The sequence below is a fragment of the uncultured Dechloromonas sp. genome, assembly GCF_945957265.1.
Lineage (GTDB): Bacteria > Pseudomonadota > Gammaproteobacteria > Burkholderiales > Rhodocyclaceae > Azonexus.
Window position 1 is genome coordinate 22,575 of the sequence record NZ_CAMFKO010000020.1, and the last position, 19,436, is coordinate 42,010.

The window sequence follows — 19,436 nt, forward strand, 5'->3', positions numbered from 1 at the left end:
TCGGCGATCAGTTCGAACCGAAGGGGAGAAAATCCGGCAGGCGCTGTAGCGGTTCGCCGCATCCGGCGCAGGGGAGATCAGGCTCGAAAGCGGACTGGCAGGCGTGCTCCGGCGGCAGGCCATCGCGCTTGAGCGGCGCGACCCGGACGAAGACGACGCCGGCCCGCAGCATGCCCAGGTATTCCGCCACGGCGTGCGACACATCGATGACCCGCTGGCGGTGGCGGGCATGCATCCGGTCGTTGACCTTGACGATGGCGCAGCGGTCGTTGTCGACCCGGCGCACGGCAACCAGCGAGCCGAGGGGAAAACGGTTGCTGGCGGCGGTGAATTCCTGGCGGTCGAAACGCTCGCCGGTCGACGTCCGGCGGCCCTGGAAAGCCTTGCCGTAGAAACTGGCCTGGCCATGCAGGCCCGGACCTTCGCCGTCGATGATGTCGGCCGGCCCGAAATCGCTGGCCGGCAAGGCGGCCGGCTTGCGTACCGCCTTCTTGGCCTGCCGGGCTGCCGCCGGCTTGGCCGATTGCTTCTTGCCCGCCGCCCACACGGCCGACGGGGCTTGGCACAACAGCAGGCTGCAGGTGAAAGCCGCAGCCCACCGCGTGATGTCAGAGCACCACGGTCTGCGCTTCGTCACCCTGGCGCGCCCGAATGACACCGATGTTGTACACCGCTTCGCCCTGCGCCTTCAGCTCGGCCATGGCGGCTTCCGCGTCGGCGGCCGCGACGACGACGACCAGGCCGATGCCGCAGTTGAAGGTGCGGTGCATTTCCTTCTCGTCCACGTTGCCTTCCTTCTGCATCCAGTCGAACAGCTTGGGACGCGGCCAGGCGGCCTTCTGGATTTCGGCGACGGTGTTTTCCGGCAGCACGCGCGGCACGTTTTCGAGCAGGCCGCCACCGGTGATGTGGGCCATGCCCTTGATCGCCACCTTTTCCAGGGTCGCCAGCACCTGCTTGACGTAGATGCGGGTCGGCGCCATGACCACGTCGGCCAGGGTACGGTCGCCGTCGAACGGGGCGTTCATGTCGGGATTGGAGCGCTCGATGATCTTGCGGACCAGCGAGTAGCCGTTGGAATGGGCGCCGGACGAGGCCAGACCGAGGACGACGTCGCCCGGCTGGATGTTCTTGCCGTCGATGGCCTTGGACTTCTCGACGACGCCGACGGCGAAGCCGGCCAGGTCGTATTCGCCGGCCGGGTACATGCCCGGCATCTCGGCGGTCTCGCCGCCGATCAGCGCGCAGCCGGCCAGTTCGCAGCCCTTGGCGATGCCGCCGACGACGGATGCGGCGGTATCGACATCGAGCTTGCCGCAGGCGAAGTAGTCGAGGAAGAACAGCGACTCGGCGCCGAGCACCAGGATGTCGTTGACGCTCATGGCGACCAGATCCTGGCCGACCGTGTCGTGGCGGTTCAGCTCGAAGGCCAGCTTGAGCTTGGTGCCGACGCCGTCGGTGCCGGAGACCAGCACCGGCTCCTTGTAGCGCTTGGGCACTTCGAACAGCGCGCCGAAGCCGCCGATGCCGCCCAGCACGCCGTCGCGCAGGGTCTTCCTGGCCAGCGGCTTGATGCGGTCGACGAGGGCGTCACCGGCATCGATATCGACGCCGGCATCACGGTAGGAGAGGGAGGTATTCTGGGTCATGGTCGTTCCGGGCCAGGCGCGGCGGGTGCCGCTTGAATAAAAAGGCGATTTTACCCGAATCCTACCGTCTTCCTAATTGCTTCCATCGATGCTTGCGATGCCAGCCGCCACCCGAAACCGGGCAATCGCTTGCGTGATCACGAGCGCGACAGGCTCCCCCCAGCAGAAACCGGCCGGTTCCCCTTCACCCATATTGCGCCGCCCACGGAAATATCGACTTACCCATACTTTGCAAAAAAACCGCAGCTGTTTGTGTTTATGCCGAATACACATGTCTTTCGCCTAATTGATATTCATATGATTTCTGGATAAAGTGCTGCCGCTCTGCACAGTACCGTACAGAGATATCCAATTTACGAGGGAGTGATAAATGATGCTGAAAAAAATGGCGTTGGCGTGCGCGGTAACAGCGTTGATTACCGGTTGTGCATCGGTACCGATGGAAAGCAAGGAAGCCTCAAACAAGGCGAAGCTCTTTGAAGTACCGTCGCAAGGCAAAGCTGGCGTGTATGTGTATCGCGGAAGCGGCGTTGGCGCTGCGCTTAAAAAAGACATTCTGATCGACGGCAAGTGCCTGGGCGAAACCGCACCAAACGTTTTTTTCTATGATGAAGTAGCCGGCAATCAGGAGCACACCATCGCTACCGAGTCCGAGTTCTCCCCCAACGAGATCAAGCTCGCCATGCAGAGCGGCCTTAACTACTTCATTCGACAGTACATCAAAATGGGCGCTTTTGTTGGCGGTGCAGACTTGGAAGTCGTCAGCGAAACCGACGGAAAAAATGCAATCCGCGACTTGGAAATGGCCAAAAAAGGCACCTGCGGAGATTAAGGCATCCTGTTACGGTACTAAGCAGACAAACCACGGTAGTTGCTTAGTACCGTTACGACAACGGGAGTGTGCGGATGCTTGCGACCAGGAGCGATTAATCAACGCCTGTTTGCGGCAACTCCAAACTTTTCGCTTGAAGCCAGGACCGACAGGGGCACCGCGTAAACACTCCTGCATGCAGCGGCTGCAATCCCACCTGCAACGCAGCGATCAATATCGATCAAACCCCAGGCGTCTTGGCAATCGCCGAATGCGCCGTTAGCGAGCCGGCATGGCATATGGCCGGCCGCTCCTTGCATTATCATTTGCCTCATCATGAACATCCTGATCGTCGACGACGAACCCGCCATTTCCGACACGCTGGCCTACACGCTGCGGGCCGACGGGTTTGCGGTCGATAGCTGCACGCTGGGCGGGGCGGCGCTGGCCCGGCTGGCGGCCGGCGGCATCGACCTGGTGGTGCTCGATGTCGGCCTGCCGGACATGACCGGTTTCGACGTCTGCCGGGCGCTGCGGCGGACTTCCGACGTTCCGGTGCTGTTCCTGACCGCCCGCTCCGACGAGGTGGACCGCATCGTCGGCCTCGAACTGGGCGGCGACGACTACGTGCCCAAGCCTTTCAGCCCGCGCGAGGTGGCCTCGCGGATTCGCGCCATCCTGCGCCGCCTGCATCCGGAACCGCGGCTGCCAAGCGCCACGGAAACGCCAGCCCCCTCGCGTTTCGCCATCGACCGCGACGGCCTGCGCGTCGCCTTCCACGGCACCTGGCTCAATCTCACCCGCTACGAATACCTGCTGCTGGCGCTGCTGCTCGAACGCCCGGGGCGCATCCTGAGCCGCCAGCAGATCATGGAAAGCGTCTGGCAGGATGGCGGCGAAAGCCTGGAACGCACCGTCGACACGCACGTCAAGACCCTGCGCGGCAAGCTGCGCGCCGTGCGCGACGAAGAGACCGTCCTCACCCATCGTGGCCTCGGCTACAGCCTCACGGCGGATTGAACGCCGCCCCCGCACAGGATTCGCCATGATCGTCGAACGCATTTTCATCAGCCGCCAAGCCGGCGGCACGCAAGTGACATGCGAAAGCATCCGGGTCGAACGCGACATGGGCATCGTCGGCGACCGCCATTTCGGCCGCAACGACTGGGCCGGCCAGAACCTGACGCTGGTCGAGGCCGAGGAAATCGCCGCTTTCTGCGCCGAAACCGGGCGCCCGGACAACCTGGCGATCACCCGCCGCAACCTGGTCACCCGGGGCGTTCGCCTCAACGACCTGGTCGGCAAGACCTTCACCATCGGCAGCGCGACGCTGCGCGGCGTCGAAACCTGCGAACCCTGCGGCGACCTCGGGCGCGCCCTGGCCGACGACAGGCTGTCGGCGGCCGCCGTCGTCAAGCGCTGGGTGGGTCGCGGCGGTCTGCGGGCGACGGTCGTCGTCGACGGCGAGATCGGCGTCGGCGCCGCGATCTCGGTCGCCGCCTGAGCGCCCATGAACATCTCCATCCGCCTCTTCTTCGGTTATTTCCTGATCGTCGGCCTGGCGGCGTGGTTCGTCCTCAACACCGTCAATCGCGAGACCGAGCCGGGCATCCGCCAGGCCACCGAGGAAACGCTGGTCGACACCGCCCATGTGCTGGCCGAGATGGCGGCGCTGGAACTGTCCGCCGGCCGCATCGCGCACGGCCCCTTCGCCGACGCGGTACGCGCCGCCATCCGGCGCAGCCCGCGGGCCGACATCTCCGGCGTGCACAAGGAAAGCATCGACTTCCGCATCGTCGTCACCGACCCCCGCGGCATCGTCGTCTACGACTCGAAGCAGGCCGCCCTGGGCGAGGATTTCTCGCAATGGCGCGACATCGCCCGCGTCCTGCGCGGCGAATACGGCGCCCGCCAGACGCGTGAAGATCCGTACGACCCGACCTCCACCGTCATGCACGTCGCCGCCCCCATCGTCTGGCAGGGGGAGCTGATCGGCGCGCTGTCACTGGCCAAGCCGATGGCTTCGGTGGCCCCCTATGCCGAGCGCGCCGCCCGCCGGGTCAAGGAATCCGGCCTGCTGCTGCTCGCCGCCAGCGCCGCCATCGGCCTCTTCTTCACCGGCTGGCTGGGCTGGTCCATCCACCGCCTGCGCACCTATGCCCGGGCGGTCAGCGAAGGGCGCAAGGCGGAAGTGCCCACCGGCGGCGGCCGGCAGCTTTCCGAACTGGCCGGGGCGCTGGCCGCGATGCGCGAAAAGCTCGAAGGCAAGCAGTACGTCGAACGCTACGTGCAGAACCTGGCGCACGAGATGAAAAGCCCTCTCACCGCCGTCATCGGCGCCGCCGAAATCCTCGAGGGCGACCCGCCGGAAACCGACCGCCACCGTTTCGCCGCGAGCATCGCCGAGCAGTCGCGCCGCCTGCAGGCGATCATCGAGCGCATGCTGCTGCTCGCCCGGGTCGAGCAGTTACAGTCGCCGGAAGGCCTCCGCCTGCTGGCGCCGGACGAACTCCTGGCGCAGTGCATCGCCCTCCGCCGGCAGGCGCTGAACGGCCGCCGCCTGACCTGCGCCACGCAATTCACCGGCCAAGCCAGGATACGCGGCGACGCCTTCCTGCTGCAGCAAGCCGTGCTCAACCTGCTCGACAACGCCATCGAATTTTCGCCGGAAGGCGGGCAGATCGACATCTCGGCCAGCGACGCCGACGGCACAGTGAGCCTGAGCATCCGCGACCACGGCGACGGCGCGCCCGACTACGCGCTGCCGCAACTGTTCGCGCGTTTCTATTCGCTGCCCCGCCCGGCCACCGGCCGCAAGAGCACCGGCCTCGGGCTGGCCCTGGTGCGCGAAGTGGCGCGCCTGCACGGCGGCGATGCCCATTTCGAGAACCACCCGCAGGGTGGCGGCCTGGCCACGCTGCGCCTGCCAGCCGCCTGACCCGGCGCCGCCTTCGGCCCGCCGCTACTTCCTGCCCGACTGCTTGATGGCGTACATGCGGAGATCGGCCACTTCCAGAAGATGTTCTGGCTCGATCCCGTCTTCCGGCACGCTGGCGCAGCCGATGCTGGCCTTCAACGGATAGGGCTGGTTTTCGAAGACGAACGGCTGGGCGATCTCGGCATGGATTCGTCGAATGGCCGCATCCAGGCCATCCGGGTTTTCGAGCGGGCTCAATATGATGCCGAACTCGTCGCCGCCGAGCCTGGCGGCCGTATCGGTATTCCGGGTCGCTTTTTTCAGGCGATCCGAGAAGGCCACGATCACCGCGTCGCCGATCCGGTGGCCATGTGCGTCGTTGATCTGCTTCAAGCCGTCCATGTCGATCATCAGCACGCCCGACCGGCGCCGCTCCCTGTCCACGCGGGCAACGACATTGCGCAGGCGGTCCATGAACAGCGCCCGATTGGCCAGGCCGGTCATCGCGTCGCGCGTTGCCTTGATGAAGAGACTGTCGCTGTCGTACTTGGCCGAAAAATACATGGCCGCAGCCACCACTTCCGAAAGCATGCCCAGCAAGCTCATATCGGCGGCACCGAACTTGTCGGGACTGACCGACATGGCCTTGAGGACGCCGACCGTCACCCCGTCGTGCTTGAGCGGCATGACGATCATGGCGCGCAGGCCGACCTTCATGCAGGCCTCGCGATCGACCCGCGGATCGATGTCGGCATCGGCACAGGAGAGCATTTCGCCGGTCGCCACGCACGCCCCGGAGAGACTGCCGCCCATGCTCAGCCGAAGCCCCAGCTGGCCGTTGCAGATGCCCGCCGTGGCCCGGTAAACCATTTCGCCGTCTTCGGCCAGTTCGATCGCGGCGCCATCGGCATCGATCAGGGGCAGAGTCTGCTCGACGACGTACTGCATGACCCCGCCCAAATCCAGGCCGAGCTTGGCAATCTCGGTCTGGATACCGATTACCTGGATCAACTTCGCTTGTGTCGGCATCATCCTCTCCCCGATCGCCATGGCGCGCGAAGGTGCGCGGAGGCCATCCCATTTCGCCGTCGTTTTCCTCAATTTACTGAAGCGACGACGCCCGATCAAGCCCGAGCCATGGCCGGCTGCGCCCCGCATGCCGGCGGGATGGCGGTTCAGGCGCCGGAATGCCCCGCCAGGCAGGCAAGGCGGCGGGCAGGACAGGGCGCCGCCGGGCAATCCGGGCATCCTCGTCGCCTGCTCTGCTAAAATCGCGGGTTCGAATTTTTGGCACCGGGTGGTGCCTGTCCCGTGGAGAAAACGCAATGTACCAGTCCCCCCTGCTTCAGGACCTGCACGACCGTGGCCTGATCGCCCAGTTGACCGACGCCGCGACGCTCGACCAACTGCTCGGCAAGGAGACGGTCACGCTGTATTGCGGCTTCGACCCGACGGCGGACAGCCTGCACCTCGGCCACCTGGTGCCGGTGCTCATCCTCAAGCGCTTCCAGGAAGCCGGGCACAAGCCCATCGCGCTGGTCGGCGGCGCCACCGGCATGATCGGCGACCCGAGCTTCAAGGCCACCGAGCGCAAGCTGAACACGCCGGACGTGATCGCCTCGTGGGTCGGCAAGATCCGCGACCAGGTGGCGCCCTTCCTCAGCTTCGAAGGCGCCAACCCGGCCATCATGGCCAACAACTACGACTGGTTCAGCGGCATGAACTGCCTGGAGTTCCTGCGCGACATCGGCAAGCACTTCTCGGTCAATGCCATGATCAAGAAGGAATCGGTGCAGCAGCGCCTGGTCCGCGAAGACCAGGGCATTTCCTACACCGAATTCTCGTACAGCCTGCTCCAGGGCTACGACTTCGCCGAACTGTACAAGCGCCACGGCTGCATCCTGCAGGTCGGCGGCTCGGACCAGTGGGGCAACATCGTCGCCGGCACCGACCTCACCCGCCGCCTGCACCACACCCAGGCCTACGGCCTGACCGTGCCGCTGATCACCAAGGCCGACGGCACCAAGTTCGGCAAGACCGAATCCGGCGCCGTCTGGCTCGACCCGAAGAAGACCTCGCCCTACGCCTTCTACCAGTTCTGGCTGAACACCTCGGACGCCGACGTCTACAAGTTCCTCAAGTTCTTCACCTTCCTGCCGCTCGCCCGCATCAACGACATCGAAGCCACCGACAAGGCCAGCGGCGGCAAGCCGGAAGCCCAGCGCATCCTGGCCGAGGAGGCCACCCGCCTGGTGCACGGCGAAGTCGCGCTGATGGCCGCCCGGCGCATCACCGAAGCGCTGTTCTCCGGCCAGCTCGCCGACCTGACCGAAAGCGACCTCGAACAGCTGGCCCAGGACGGCATGCCCGGCGTCGCGCTCGATGCCGCCAACGGCAGCCTGATCGACGCGCTGGTCGCCGCCGGCCTGGCCAAGTCGAAATCGGAAGCCCGCAGCTTCATCCAGGGCGGCAGCGTCGCCATCAACGGCGCCAAGGCCGAGGCCCTGGACCACCAGATCGCCGGCGACGAGCGTCTCTACGGCCGCTTCACCATCCTGCGCCGCGGCAAGAAGAACTACGGCCTGGTCAGCTGGCAGTAAGCTGCCGCACGAAGCCCGAACAGGGCGTTCAAACAAAAACCCCGGCGCCTCCTTGCGGAGGGCCGGGGTTCGTTTTTGGGACGTTCCCGCTCAGTGGCAGGCTTGGCTCGCCTGGTCCGGGGCTTCGACGACCCGGACTTCGCTGGCCGGATAGAGGTCATGGGCCAGGTCGATCCATTCCTCGACCAGCTCGCCTTTTTCCTTGACGCCATCGACCAGCTGAAACCAGCTGCCATTGGGGGGTTTCACTTCGATCGCAACGGACATTTCCCACCCCGCCTTTCGAAATTGTTGGTATGGCTTGCATGCTAGCGAAGCCCGGAAAAATCGTCTGTGAGAAAAGTCACGGGGACGATTTCATGACGAAAATGCACCGCCGCCACCTCGAAAAAATAACTAGACGACCGGTCTAATTCATGCCAGACTGCCTCCCATGAACACGCGTCACGACAACACCCGCCAGCACATTCTCGAAACCGGCCATCGCATCATCGCGGGCAAGGGTTTCGCGAGCGTCGGGCTGAATGAAATCCTGACCACGGCCGGCGTGCCCAAGGGCTCGTTCTATCATTACTTCGCCTCCAAGGAACAATACGGGCAGTCGCTGCTGGAGGAGTATTTCGACCACTACCTGGCCGACCTCGACACCCTGTTCGCCGCCGAAGCGGCTTCCGGCCACGAGCGCCTGATGGGCTACTGGCAGCGCTGGCAGGGCAAGCAGGCCGACGCCTGCGCCGAGCAGAAATGCCTGGTCGTCAAGCTGGCCGGCGAAGTGGCCGACCTTTCCGACGCCATGCGCATCACCCTGCGCGACGGCACCGAGCAGATCGTCAAGCGCATCGCCCGCGTCATCGAAAGGGGCGTTGCCGACGGCTCGATCCCGCCGCTCGACCCGCACATGACGGCCCAGACGCTTTACCAGATGTGGCTCGGCGCCAGCCTGCTCGGCAAGCTGCACCGCGATACCGCCGCGCTGGAGAACGCCATGGCCTTCACCCGCCAATTACTCACACGCTAACGCCCCCAAGCCCGAACGGTCGCCGCGGCGGCCATTTTTTGAACCCGATCACTAGACGACCGGTCTATTTAACCCACCCCCAGAGGAGCACCGCATGACCACCCTGTTCGATCCGATCCAGATGGGCGACATCGCCCTCGCCAACCGCATCGTGATGGCCCCGCTGACGCGCAACCGCGCCATCGAAGGCAACAAGCCCGGCCCGCTCACTGTCGAGTACTACCGCCAGCGCGCCTCGGCCGGCCTGATCATCGCCGAGGCCAGCCCGATCAGCCCGACCGCCCAGGGCTACCTCGATACCCCGGGCATCTGGTCGGCCGAGCAGGTCGCCGCCTGGCAGGCCGTGACCGCCGCCGTCCATGGCGAAGGCGGCAAGATCGTGCTGCAGCTCTGGCACGTCGGCCGCATCTCGCACACCTCGCTGCTGCCGGCCGGCGAAACGCCGGTGTCGTCGACCGACAAGGCCGCCGAGGCGGCCACCTTCACCCGCGACGGCTTCATCCCCGTTTCCAGGCCGCGCGCCCTGCGCGACGACGAAATCCCGACGCTGATCGAGGACTACCGCAAGGCCGCCCGCAACGCCATCGCCGCCGGCTTCGACGGCGTCGAGATCCACGCCGCCAACACCTACCTGATCGAGCAGTTCCTGCGCGACAGCATCAACGACCGCAGCGGCCCGTACGGCGGCAGCATCGCCAACCGCGCCCGCCTGCTGCTCGAGATCACGCGCGCCATTGCCGACGAGATCGGCGCCGGCCGCACCGGCATCCGCCTCAGCCCGCTGACCACCTTCACCGCCCCGCTCGACAGCAATCCGCAGGCGCTCTACGGCTACGTCGTCGACCAGCTCGCCCCGCTCGGCCTTGCCTACCTGCACATGATCGAGGGCGACACCGGCCGCACCCGCACCCCGGATGGCACCACGGTCGACTACGCCGCGCTGCGTCGCGCCTTCGGCGGCCCCTGGATGATCAACAACTGTTACAGCCGCGATCTGGGGCTGCCGGCGGTGGCCGACGCGCAGGCCGACCTGGTCGCCTTCGGCCGCAGCTTCATCAGCAACCCCGACCTCGTCCGCCGCCTGCGCGACGGCGCGCCATTGAACGAATTGCGCGCCGACAAGCTCTACGGTGGAGGCGCCGAAGGCTATACCGACTACCCCGCACTGGCCGTCTAAAAACGACAAACCCCAGGCCGCGCCCCGGAAAACCCGGGCGCGGCCAACCGAGAACTGCATGAACTCCTACCGCCGCTGGCTGCCCGCCATCGCCCTCACCGTCCTTTCCCTGACCTGGGGCTACACCTGGGTGCTCGCCAAGCAGGGCCTGGCCTACGCTCCGCCCTTTGCCTTCGCCGCCGAGCGTTGCGTCGGCGGCGCACTGGCCTTGCTTATCGCCCTCAAGCTGACCGGCCGACGACTGACGCTGGCCGCCCCCGTCCAGACCATCGGCATCGGCCTGACCCAGGTAGCCGGCTTCATGATCTTCCAGACCTGGGCGCTGGTCGAAGGCGGCCCGGGCAAAACGGCCGTGCTCATCTTCACCATGCCGATCTGGACCCTGCTGCTGGCCTGGCCGCTGCTCGGCGAGCGGGTGCGCGGCAAGCAGTGGCTGGCGGCGGCCAGCACGCTGACCGGCCTGCTGCTCATCATCGAGCCGTGGGACATGCACGCCAGCCTGTTCAGCAAGTTCCTCGGCCTGATGGCCGCCCTGTGCTGGGCCAGCGGCACCATCCTGATCAAGCGCCTGCGCGCCGTGACGCCGGTCGACCTGCTGACCCTCACCGCCTGGCAGATGATCCTCGGCGCCGTGCCGCTGATCCTGATCGCCCTCGTCGTGCCCGAACCGGCCACCCACTGGACGCCCGCCTACGCCGGCATCCTGCTCTTCATGTCGGTGTGCAGCACGGCGATGTGCTGGTGGCTGTGGATCTACATCCTCGACCGCGTACCGGCCTGGGAGGCCAGCCTGTCGGTGCTCGGCACGCCGGTCGTCGCCATCCTGTCGTCGCGGCTGACCTTCGGCGAATCGTTCAAGGGCACCGAGATCGCCGGCATCCTGCTCATCGGCGGCGGCCTCGCCCTGCTCTCGCTGCTCGGCTGGGCGGCCAGCCGGCGCAATCCGGCGCTCAGCGCACAGAAGGAAAGCGCATGAACCCGCTCGCCGATCTCAAGCTCTCGATGCTCGACCTCGTCGCCGTCCGCGAAGGCGGCACGGTGGCCGACGCGCTGGCCATCTCGCTGCGCACTGCCCGCCATGTCGAGGCGCTCGGCTACACCCGCTACTGGCTGGCCGAACACCACAACATGCCGGGCGTCGCCAGCTCGGCCACCGCCGTGCTGGTCGGCCACATCGCCGGCAACACGCAGCGCATCCGCGTCGGCTCGGGCGGCATCATGCTGCCCAACCACGCCCCGCTGGTCGTCGCCGAAGCCTTCGGCACGCTGGCCGAACTCTACCCCGGCCGCATCGACCTCGGCCTCGGCCGCGCCCCCGGCACCGACGCAGTGACCATGCGCGCCCTGCGCCGCGACCGCATCGAAAGCGAAGCCGACTTCCCGCGCGACGTCGCCGAACTGCAGCGCCTGCTCGGCCCGCGCCTGCCCGACCAGCAGGTCGTCGCCGTGCCCGGCGCCGGCACCGACGTGCCCATCTGGCTGCTCGGCTCCAGCCTGTTCTCGGCCCGTCTGGCGGCCGAACGCGGCCTGCCCTACGCCTTCGCCTCGCACTTCGCGCCGGCCCTGCTGCTGCAGGCCATCGAGCTGTACCGGCGCAACTTCAAGCCGTCGGCCAAGCTGGCCCAGCCGTACGTGATCATCGGCGTGCCGGTCATCGCCGCGCCGACCGACGACGAAGCGGCCTATCTCGCCACCAGCACCTTCCAGCGCGTGCTCGGCATCCTGCGCGGCGACCGCCGCCCGCTGCCGCCCCCGGTCGCCGGCTACGTCGAATCGCTGCACCCGCAGGAACGCGCCGGCATCGCCGATTTCCTCGGCGCCGCCGTGATCGGCAGCCCGGACACCGTGCGCGACGGCCTGCGCGACCTGCACGCCGCTACCGGCGCCGACGAAATGATGTTCGTCAGCGACGTCTTCGACCCCGAGCTGCGCCTGCGCTCGCTGGACATCGCCACCCGCGCCTGCTGGCCGGCCTGAAAGCAGGCCGCCCGATGCCCGAAGCCCCGGACGCCCAACACCGCCGCGCCGTCATGCTGCTCTCCGTCGCCGCCTTCGCCAGCGCGGCGGCGGCCCGCCTGTGCGACCCGCTGCTGCCCGACCTCGCCCGCAGCTTCGCGACCACCCCGAGCGCCGCCGCCTCGGTCATCTCCTCGTTCGCCATCGCCTACGGCCTGACCCAGGCCCTGTTTGGCCCGCTTGGCGACCGCCTCGGCAAGTACCGGCTGATCGCCCTGACCACCCTGCTCAGCACGCTCGGCGCCCTCGGCTCGGCCCTCGCCTGGTCGCTCGACGCGCTAGTCGTTGCGCGCATCCTGCTCGGCGCCACGGCCGCCGGCATCATCCCGCTGGCCATGGCCTGGATCGGCGACACCGTGCATTACGAGCAACGGCAGGCGACGCTGGCCCGCTTCATGGGCGGGCAGATCCTCGGCGCCATCGGCGGCCAGTTCATCGGCGGCCTCTTCGCCGACACCCTCGGCTGGCGCTGGGCCTTCGCCTTCCTGGCCTCGCTGTACCTGGTCATCGGCGCCATCGTCCTGCTCGAATCGCGGGCCAATCCGAGCACCCATCACCGCCATGCCGACACGCCGCGCCAGGGTATCGTCGGGCAGGCGGCGCAGGTTTTCGCCCAACCGTGGGCGCGGGTCATCCTGAGCATCGTCTTCCTCGAAGGCATGCTGGTCTTCGGTGCGCTGGCCTTCGTGCCCTCCTACCTGCACGAGCGCTTCGGCCTCAGCCTGACCATGGCCGGCGCCGCCATGGCCTTCTTCGGCATCGGCGGCCTGACCTACATCCTCGCCGCCCGGCATTTCGTCCGCCGCCTCGGCGAAGTCGGGCTGGCCACCGGCGGCGGCATCCTCATCGCCCTCGGCTGGGTGATGCTGGCCCAGGGTGAAAGCTGGCTGTGGGCGCTGCCCGCCAGCTATTTCGTCGGCCTCGGTTTCTACATGCTGCACAACACCCTGCAGACCAACGCTACCCAGATGGCCCCCGCCGTGCGCGGTACCGCCGTCTCGCTGTTCGCCTCCAGCTTCTTCCTCGGCCAGTCGCTGGGCGTCATGCTCGCCGCGAGCATCCTGAGCGCATCAGGCATCGTTCCCATGCTGCTGATCGCCGCCGTCGGCACGCCGCTGGTCGGGGGCACGCTGGCCTGGCTGCTGGCGAGGCATCACCGCAAGCAGCCGGCCTGACGCCACCTCGCCTGAAAATTTCAGCCCGGGCGGGAGAAATGCCGATAATACGCAGCATCGTCCGCAATCCAAGCGGCTAGCGAAACAAGGGAACAAGGCGATGGGCAAACCCGCGAAACAACCGATCTGGCTGGCCGAACCGGAAGGGCAAGATTACCCGGCCGCCGCCTCCTACCTGAGCCTGATCTTCGATCCGCAGCTGGTGGCGACGCAGGTCGCGGCGCTCCAGAAGGCGGCCATGACCTCGTTCAAGGCAAAGGACATCTTTCGCGCTTCCCAACTCCCCCTGCTCGGGATCAGCAACGCGCACGTCGAGAAGAACCACGCCAAGATCGAGACCGGCACACCGCTTTCGCCGCTATTGCTGGTCAGGTATCCGACACACGGCAAAGTCATCGTCGCCGACGGCTACCACCGCATGTGCGCGGTCTATACCTACGACGAAGATGCGCTGATTCCGTGCAAAATTGTGTGATCGCAACACGAACGCCCCGCCGCAACGAAGCCAAAGCCCATGCAGCAATATCTGTCCCCAAGCCAATACATCGACTTTGAAAACCGGGAGCTTCTTGCCGTTGCCCGCAGCCTGGCGCAGGCAGCCATCTCCGAACACGACCTGGTGCGCCGATGCTTTGAGTTCGTGCGCGACGAAGTGCGCCACAGCGCCGATTACAAGCTCAACCCGATAACCTGCAAGGCATCCGACGCGCTACGCCACCGGACCGGCTATTGCTACGCGAAGAGCCATCTGCTGGCGGCCCTGCTGAGAGCCAATGGCGTTCCCGCCGGCCTCTGCTATCAACGCCTTTCGGTCGGCGAAAGCGGCGCCCCGTACTGCCTGCACGGGCTCAATGCCGTATTTCTCAAGGAACTCGGATGGTTTCGCATCGATGCGCGGGGGAACAAGCCCGGGGTCAATGCACAGTTTTCTCCTCCGCACGAGGCGCTGGCTTTCCCCATCAAGGATAGCCAGGAACGCGACTTGCCGGAAATCTGGCCCGAACCGCTCGCCATCGTCGTCGATGCCCTCGAGCGCTATCGGACCTACGACGAGGTTCTTGCCAACCTGCCGGACATCGCGCTCGCGCTCTGAAACTCTTGCCAAGCCCGGGCCAGCCCCGCTTCACCCCCGCTTCACAATCCTTCACCGGGACTTCCGAACCCGTTCACAGCCGCCGCCCACACTGACTCCCAATTCAACCCAGGGAGCCAGAAATGGACAAGAAACTGCTCTTCAAGATGGCGGCGATATTCTTCATGTCGCTGGTGTTATTGGTGCCGCTCGGCCTGATCGAGGGCCAGATCCGCGAGCGTAGCCAGCGCCAGAACGAGGTCCAGGCGAGCATCGCCAACAGCGCGGCCGGCGAGCAGGTGCTGGTGGCGCCGGTGATCGCCGTCTCGTACCGCGAACAGGTCGATGTCGCCATGCCCAAGGAGGGCAACCCGGAACAGACCACGGTGCGTACCCGCATCGTCGAGCGCACCCTGCTCCTGCCGCCGGAAAAGCTGGACATGATCGGCGAGACCGCGGTGGAGACGCGCAACCGGGGCATCTACCAGGCGCGGCTGTTCCGCCTCGGGCTCGGCACCAGCGGGCGCTTCGTGCTCAAGCCGCTGGCCGAACTGCCGAGCGGCGGGCGTATCGTGTCGGCCCGCGCCCGGCTGCTGCTCGGCATCGCCGACCCGCGTGGGGTCAATAACGATCCGCAAGTCACGATCAACGGCAAGGTGCATCGCTTCGCCTCGGCGAGCGGCAAGAACGAGCCGGCTGCGGCCAGCGACGGTACGCCCACCCAGGGATTGCCGGCCAACCGGCTGGCCATTGACCTCGGCCCGCTCGACCTGCAGCGCGAGAGCCGCTTTGACTTCAGCTTCCCGCTGCAACTGACCGGCACCACCCGCCTGGCGATTGCGCCGACCGGCGAGGCCAACCATATCGAGCTGAAATCGGCCTGGCCGCACCCCAACTTCGGCGGCCGCTTCCTGCCCACGGCGCGCACCGTTGGCAAGGACGGCTTTGCCGCCCACTGGGACATCTCGCACCTGGCGCGCAATTTCGAGGCAACGCAGAAGCCGGGCAGCGGCGAGGTGCTGAGCATCGATTTCGTCGACCCGGTGAATGTCTATCTGCAGTCGGAGCGCGCCGTGAAGTACGGCGTGCTGTTCATCGTGCTGACCTTCGCCGGCTTCTTCCTGACCGAGATCCTGCGCCGGGCGCCGATCCACCCCATGCAATACCTGCTGGTCGGGCTGGCGCTGGCCATTTTCTTCCTGCTCCTCATCGCGCTCTCCGAACACCTCAGTTTCGTGCTCGCCTACGGCCTGTCGGCGGCGGCCTGCATCGGGCTGATCGCCTTCTACCTCGCCGGGGCGCTGGGCGGCATGCGCCAGGGCTTCGCTTTCGGCACCGGGCTGACCGGCCTGTACGGCGTGCTCTACGGCGTGCTGCTCTCCGAGGACAACTCGCTGCTCATGGGCAGCCTGCTGCTCTTCCTCGCCCTCGGCGCCACCATGCTCGCCACCCGCCGCGTCGACTGGTATCGCCTGAGCGGCCAGATCGGCGGCCCGGAACAGGCATGAGCGCCGCCGCCCGACTGGCAGGCTGGCTGCTGCCGCCGCTGCTGTTGCTCCACGCCTGGCACCTCAAGCATCCGCTGCTGTACTGGCTGCGCGACTGGGAAACCAGCCTGCTGCTCGGCGCCGCGCTGGCCGGCCTGTTGTGGCGGCGGCACCTGCCGCGCCGCATGGCCTGGGTGCTGCTCGCGGTGCTGGCCGTGACCCTGTGGCGCGAAGCCGAGTACCGCGCCCAGCGCGACGCGGTACTCGACGCCGGCGAAGCCATGCAGGCGGTCGGCCGGCATTTCGTCGTCGGCTATACCGACTTTGAGGAGGTAAAGCTGCTCGCCGCGCGCGGCCTGATCGGCGGCATCTACCTTGCCCGACGCAACCTGCGCGGCCGCGAGCTGACCGACGTGGCGGCCGAGATCGAAGCCCTGCAGGCCATCCGCCGACGCGCCGAACTGCCGCCGCTGATCGTCGCCGGCGACCAGGAAGGCGGGCCGGTGTCGCACCTGTCGCCGCTGCTCGAGGCCATGCCGCCGCTGGCCAGCCTGGCCGGCCGGGGAGATGCGGCGGCATATCGCTACGGCTTGCAGCAGGCGGCCGGACTGGCTGCGCTCGGCGTCAATCTCAACTTCGGCCCGGTGGTCGACCTGCGGCCGCCCGGCGCCGACAATCCGCACGACCGCCTGACCCGCCTCGGCGCCCGCGCCATTGCCGACGACCCGGCCACCGTCAGCGCCGTGGCCGGCGGCTATATCGACGGCCTCAACGCAGGCGGCGTGCGGGCCACGATCAAGCACTTCCCCGGCCTCGCCCGGGTACGTGCCGACACCCACCTGTTCGCCGCCCGCCTCGACGACGCGCCGGCCGAGCTGGCCGCCGACTGGCAGCCCTTCCGCACGCTCGCCGGCCACCCCGGCACGGCGATGATGCTCGGCCACGTCGTGCTGGCCGCCATCGACCCGGAGCGTGCCGCCTCGCACTCCGCCGCCGTGGTCGACGGCCTGCTGCGCGGCGACTGGGGCTACGACGGCGTGCTGGTCACCGACGACCTCAACATGGGCGCCGTGTTCGATCTCGGCATCGGCCGGGTGGCCGCCGAGGCGCTCGCCGCCGGCGTCGACCTGGTGCTGGTGTCCTACGATCCGCGCCAGGCCTACCGGGCCATCCACGCTGCGGCGCACGCCTTGCAGCGGGGCGGAATCAGCCGCCACCGGCTACGGGACAGCGCCCGACGCCTGGACGAATTCGCCGTTCGAACGCCATCGCCTGCGCTCCGGACGAGCAATGCTAAACTCATCGAAACGGGGCCGTTGCGCATGCAGGAGGCCCCGGCCGATTCCTGATCCGCAACCATGAACCCGCCCGGTGACCGCATGAAGCAGATCCCCTTGTCCGGCACGCCGCTGCTGACCGGCACAGACCCTGAGACGAAGCGGCGCGAGATTCTCGCCTGCTTCCACGCCACCTTCGACCGCTACGAGCAGCTGTTCGAGGTGCTGCGCGGCGACGAGGCCTACTACCGCAAGCCGATCGCGCTGCGCCACCCGCTGATCTTCTATCTCGGCCATACGGCGACCTTCTTCATCAACAAGCTGCTGCTCGCCGGCCTGCTCGAACAGCGCATCAACCCCAATTTTGAGTCGATGTTCGCCATCGGCGTCGACGAGATGAGCTGGGACGACCTCAACGACGTGCGCTACGACTGGCCCGGCGTGGAGGCCGTGCGCGACTACCGCCGGCAGGCCCGGGCCACCATCGCCCGGGTGATCGAGAGCGTGCCGCTGAGCCTGCCCATCGGCTGGGACGATCCGCTGTGGATCGTGCTGATGGGCATCGAGCACGAGCGCATCCACCTCGAAACCTCGTCGGTACTGATCCGCCAGCACGAACTCAAATACGTGCAGCCGCACCCGGCGTGGACGCCATGCCGCGAAAGCGATGCGGCGCCGGCCAATGCGCTGGTCGACATCCCGGCCGCCAGCTTCCGCCTCGGCCGCGACCGCAGCGAGCCGCTGATCTACGGCTGGGACAACGAGTTCGGCCGGCACACGGCGACCACCGCCGCCTTCCAGGCCAGCCGCCACCTGGTCAGCAACGGCGAATTCCTCGCCTTCGTCGAGGCCGGCGGCTATGCCGACGAGTCGCTGTGGCAGGCGGAAGGCGCGGCATGGAAGGAGTTCGCCCATGCCCGCCACCCGACTTTCTGGGTGCGCGCCGGGGTGCAGTGGAAGCTGCGCCTGATGCTCGAGGAAGTGCCGATACCGTGGGACTGGCCGGTGGAAACCAACTACCACGAGGCCAAGGCCTTCTGCCGCTGGAAGGCCCGCGAGACCGGCCAGCCGGTGCGTCTGCCCAGCGAGGACGAATGGCAAGCCCTGCGCCACTTCGCCGGCGTCCACGACCTGCCCGGCGACACCGCGCCTGCGGCCAACAGCGAACTGCGCCACTGGGCGTCGAGCTGCCCGGTGACGCGCTTCGCCCACGGGCCGCTGTTCGACGTCGTCGGCAACGTCTGGCAATGGCTGGAAACGCCGACCTACCCGTTCGATGGCTTCGCCGTGCACCCGATCTACGACGACTTCACGACGCCGACCTTCGACGACCGCCACAACCTGATCAAGGGCGGCTCGTGGATTTCCTGCGGCAACCAGGCCGCGCCGCTGTCGCGCTACGCCTTCCGCCGGCATTTCTTCCAGCACGCCGGCTTCCGCTACGTGGTGGCCGGCGCGCCGCCCGCCCAGCCGACCTCGCATTACGAAACCGACCGCCTGGTCTCGGAATACATCGAGTTCCACTACGGCGACGAATATTTCGGCGTCGCCAACTTCCCGCGCACCCTGGCCCACATGGCCATCGCCGCGATGGGCGACCGGCCGGCCGGCAAGGCGCTCGACCTCGGCTGCGCCACCGGCCGGGCGAGCTTCGAGCTGGCCCGCCATTTCGACCGCGTCACCGGCCTCGACTTCTCGGCCCGCTTCATCGGCATCGGCAGCCAGCTGGCCGAACAGGGCACGCTGCGCTACACGCTGGCCGAGGAAGGCGAGCTGGTCGCCTACAAGGAATGCTCGCTGGCCGGACTGGGCCTCGCCGAACTGGCGCCCAAGGTCGAGTTCTTCCAGGGCGACGCCTGCAACCTGAAGCCGATCTTCGGCGGCTACGACCTGATCCTCGCCGCCAACCTGATCGACCGCCTGTACAGCCCGGCGAAATTCCTGGAAAACGTGCATCAGCGCCTGAACACGGGCGGCCTGCTGATGCTCGCCTCGCCCTACACCTGGCTGGAGGAGCACACCAAGCGCGCCGAATGGATCGGCGGCTTCAAGAAGGACGGCGAGAACTTCACTACGCTCGATGGCCTGAAAGCCCTGCTCGGTCGGCATTTCCGGCTGGTCGGCGGCCCCCTGGCGGTGCCCTTCGTGATCCGCGAGACGAAACGCAAATTCCAGCACACGCTGTCCGAAGTCACGCTCTGGGAGCGCATCTGAGTCGGCATTCGGCGTGAGGGGGG

Annotated in this window: 19 protein-coding genes; 15 read left to right on the forward strand and 4 right to left on the reverse strand. The window is 67.1% G+C overall.

Going from position 1 to position 19,436, the window contains the following annotated elements; all coding sequences use genetic code 11:
- Positions 1–7 precede the first annotated feature (7 nt).
- Both Q0P59_RS11770 and purM read right to left on the reverse strand, forming a co-directional pair.
- Positions 8–568 carry a septal ring lytic transglycosylase RlpA family protein gene (locus Q0P59_RS11770; RefSeq protein ID WP_295006654.1) on the reverse strand — a complete coding sequence of 187 codons (561 nt, stop codon included), beginning with the start codon at positions 566–568 and terminating at the stop codon, positions 8–10.
- Positions 569–608: 40 nt separating this feature from the next.
- Entirely contained in the window at positions 609–1,649 is a 1,041-nt protein-coding gene (gene purM / locus Q0P59_RS11775) for a phosphoribosylformylglycinamidine cyclo-ligase (RefSeq protein WP_295006655.1), read from the reverse strand.
- A gap of 370 nt (positions 1,650–2,019) precedes the next feature.
- Here purM and Q0P59_RS11780 point away from each other — a divergent pair, with 370 nt between their 5' ends.
- The 4 genes from Q0P59_RS11780 to creC all read left to right on the forward strand — a co-directional run bounded on the left by Q0P59_RS11780 (position 2,020) and on the right by creC (position 5,398).
- Positions 2,020–2,481: a DUF2846 domain-containing protein gene (locus Q0P59_RS11780; RefSeq protein WP_295006656.1), complete on the forward strand. Its 462-nt coding sequence runs from the start codon at positions 2,020–2,022 to the stop codon at positions 2,479–2,481.
- A gap of 315 nt (positions 2,482–2,796) precedes the next feature.
- Complete coding sequence (gene creB, locus Q0P59_RS11785) at positions 2,797–3,480, forward strand: two-component system response regulator CreB (RefSeq protein ID WP_295006657.1); 684 nt, start codon at positions 2,797–2,799, stop codon at positions 3,478–3,480.
- Between the two features lie 25 nt (positions 3,481–3,505).
- Positions 3,506–3,964, forward strand: a complete 459-nt coding sequence (locus Q0P59_RS11790) for an MOSC domain-containing protein (protein ID WP_295006658.1) — start codon at positions 3,506–3,508, stop codon at positions 3,962–3,964.
- 6 nt (positions 3,965–3,970) lie between these two features.
- Positions 3,971–5,398: a two-component system sensor histidine kinase CreC gene (gene creC / locus Q0P59_RS11795; RefSeq protein ID WP_295006659.1), complete on the forward strand. Its 1,428-nt coding sequence runs from the start codon at positions 3,971–3,973 to the stop codon at positions 5,396–5,398.
- Between the two features lie 24 nt (positions 5,399–5,422).
- Here the strand turns inward: creC and Q0P59_RS11800 are convergent, their stop codons facing one another.
- Positions 5,423–6,406, reverse strand: a complete 984-nt coding sequence (locus Q0P59_RS11800; protein WP_295006660.1) for a sensor domain-containing diguanylate cyclase — start codon at positions 6,404–6,406, stop codon at positions 5,423–5,425.
- 296 nt (positions 6,407–6,702) lie between these two features.
- Between Q0P59_RS11800 and tyrS the strand changes: the two genes are divergently transcribed.
- Positions 6,703–7,977, forward strand: a complete 1,275-nt coding sequence (gene tyrS / locus Q0P59_RS11805; RefSeq protein ID WP_295006661.1) for a tyrosine--tRNA ligase — start codon at positions 6,703–6,705, stop codon at positions 7,975–7,977.
- A 90-nt stretch (positions 7,978–8,067) separates the two neighbouring features.
- On the opposite strand, the gene Q0P59_RS11810 is transcribed toward tyrS, so the two are convergent.
- Entirely contained in the window at positions 8,068–8,244 is a 177-nt protein-coding gene (locus Q0P59_RS11810) for a hypothetical protein (protein ID WP_295006662.1), read from the reverse strand.
- A 166-nt stretch (positions 8,245–8,410) separates the two neighbouring features.
- On the opposite strand from Q0P59_RS11810, the gene Q0P59_RS11815 reads away from it, so the two are divergent.
- The 10 genes from Q0P59_RS11815 to ovoA all read left to right on the forward strand — a co-directional run bounded on the left by Q0P59_RS11815 (position 8,411) and on the right by ovoA (position 19,413).
- Entirely contained in the window at positions 8,411–8,995 is a 585-nt protein-coding gene (locus tag Q0P59_RS11815) for a TetR/AcrR family transcriptional regulator (protein WP_295006663.1), read from the forward strand.
- A gap of 94 nt (positions 8,996–9,089) precedes the next feature.
- On the forward strand, positions 9,090–10,172 hold the full coding sequence (locus Q0P59_RS11820; protein ID WP_295006664.1) for an alkene reductase: 1,083 nt from the start codon (positions 9,090–9,092) through the stop codon (positions 10,170–10,172).
- Between the two features lie 58 nt (positions 10,173–10,230).
- Entirely contained in the window at positions 10,231–11,148 is a 918-nt protein-coding gene (locus tag Q0P59_RS11825; RefSeq protein WP_295006665.1) for an EamA family transporter, read from the forward strand.
- A complete protein-coding gene (locus Q0P59_RS11830) occupies positions 11,145–12,149 on the forward strand; it encodes an LLM class flavin-dependent oxidoreductase (RefSeq protein ID WP_295006666.1) in 1,005 nt (334 codons plus the stop codon). Before Q0P59_RS11825 ends, Q0P59_RS11830 begins: the two co-directional genes overlap by 4 nt.
- A 14-nt stretch (positions 12,150–12,163) precedes the next feature.
- Positions 12,164–13,363, forward strand: a complete 1,200-nt coding sequence (locus Q0P59_RS11835; protein WP_295006667.1) for an MFS transporter — start codon at positions 12,164–12,166, stop codon at positions 13,361–13,363.
- A 100-nt stretch (positions 13,364–13,463) separates the two neighbouring features.
- The gene (locus tag Q0P59_RS11840; RefSeq protein WP_295006668.1) at positions 13,464–13,838 is read left to right on the forward strand and encodes a hypothetical protein; all 375 of its coding nucleotides are present in this window, start codon (positions 13,464–13,466) and stop codon (positions 13,836–13,838) included.
- Between the two features lie 39 nt (positions 13,839–13,877).
- Positions 13,878–14,456, forward strand: coding sequence for a transglutaminase family protein (locus tag Q0P59_RS11845; RefSeq protein WP_295006669.1), 579 nt, complete (start codon positions 13,878–13,880; stop codon positions 14,454–14,456).
- Positions 14,457–14,578: 122 nt separating this feature from the next.
- Entirely contained in the window at positions 14,579–15,943 is a 1,365-nt protein-coding gene (creD, locus tag Q0P59_RS11850; protein WP_295006670.1) for a cell envelope integrity protein CreD, read from the forward strand.
- Entirely contained in the window at positions 15,940–17,271 is a 1,332-nt protein-coding gene (locus Q0P59_RS11855) for a glycoside hydrolase family 3 N-terminal domain-containing protein (RefSeq protein ID WP_295006671.1), read from the forward strand. Before creD ends, Q0P59_RS11855 begins: the two co-directional genes overlap by 4 nt.
- Positions 17,272–17,280: 9 nt before the next feature.
- Positions 17,281–19,413, forward strand: a complete 2,133-nt coding sequence (ovoA, locus tag Q0P59_RS11860) for a 5-histidylcysteine sulfoxide synthase (protein WP_295006672.1) — start codon at positions 17,281–17,283, stop codon at positions 19,411–19,413.
- Positions 19,414–19,436 lie beyond the last annotated feature (23 nt).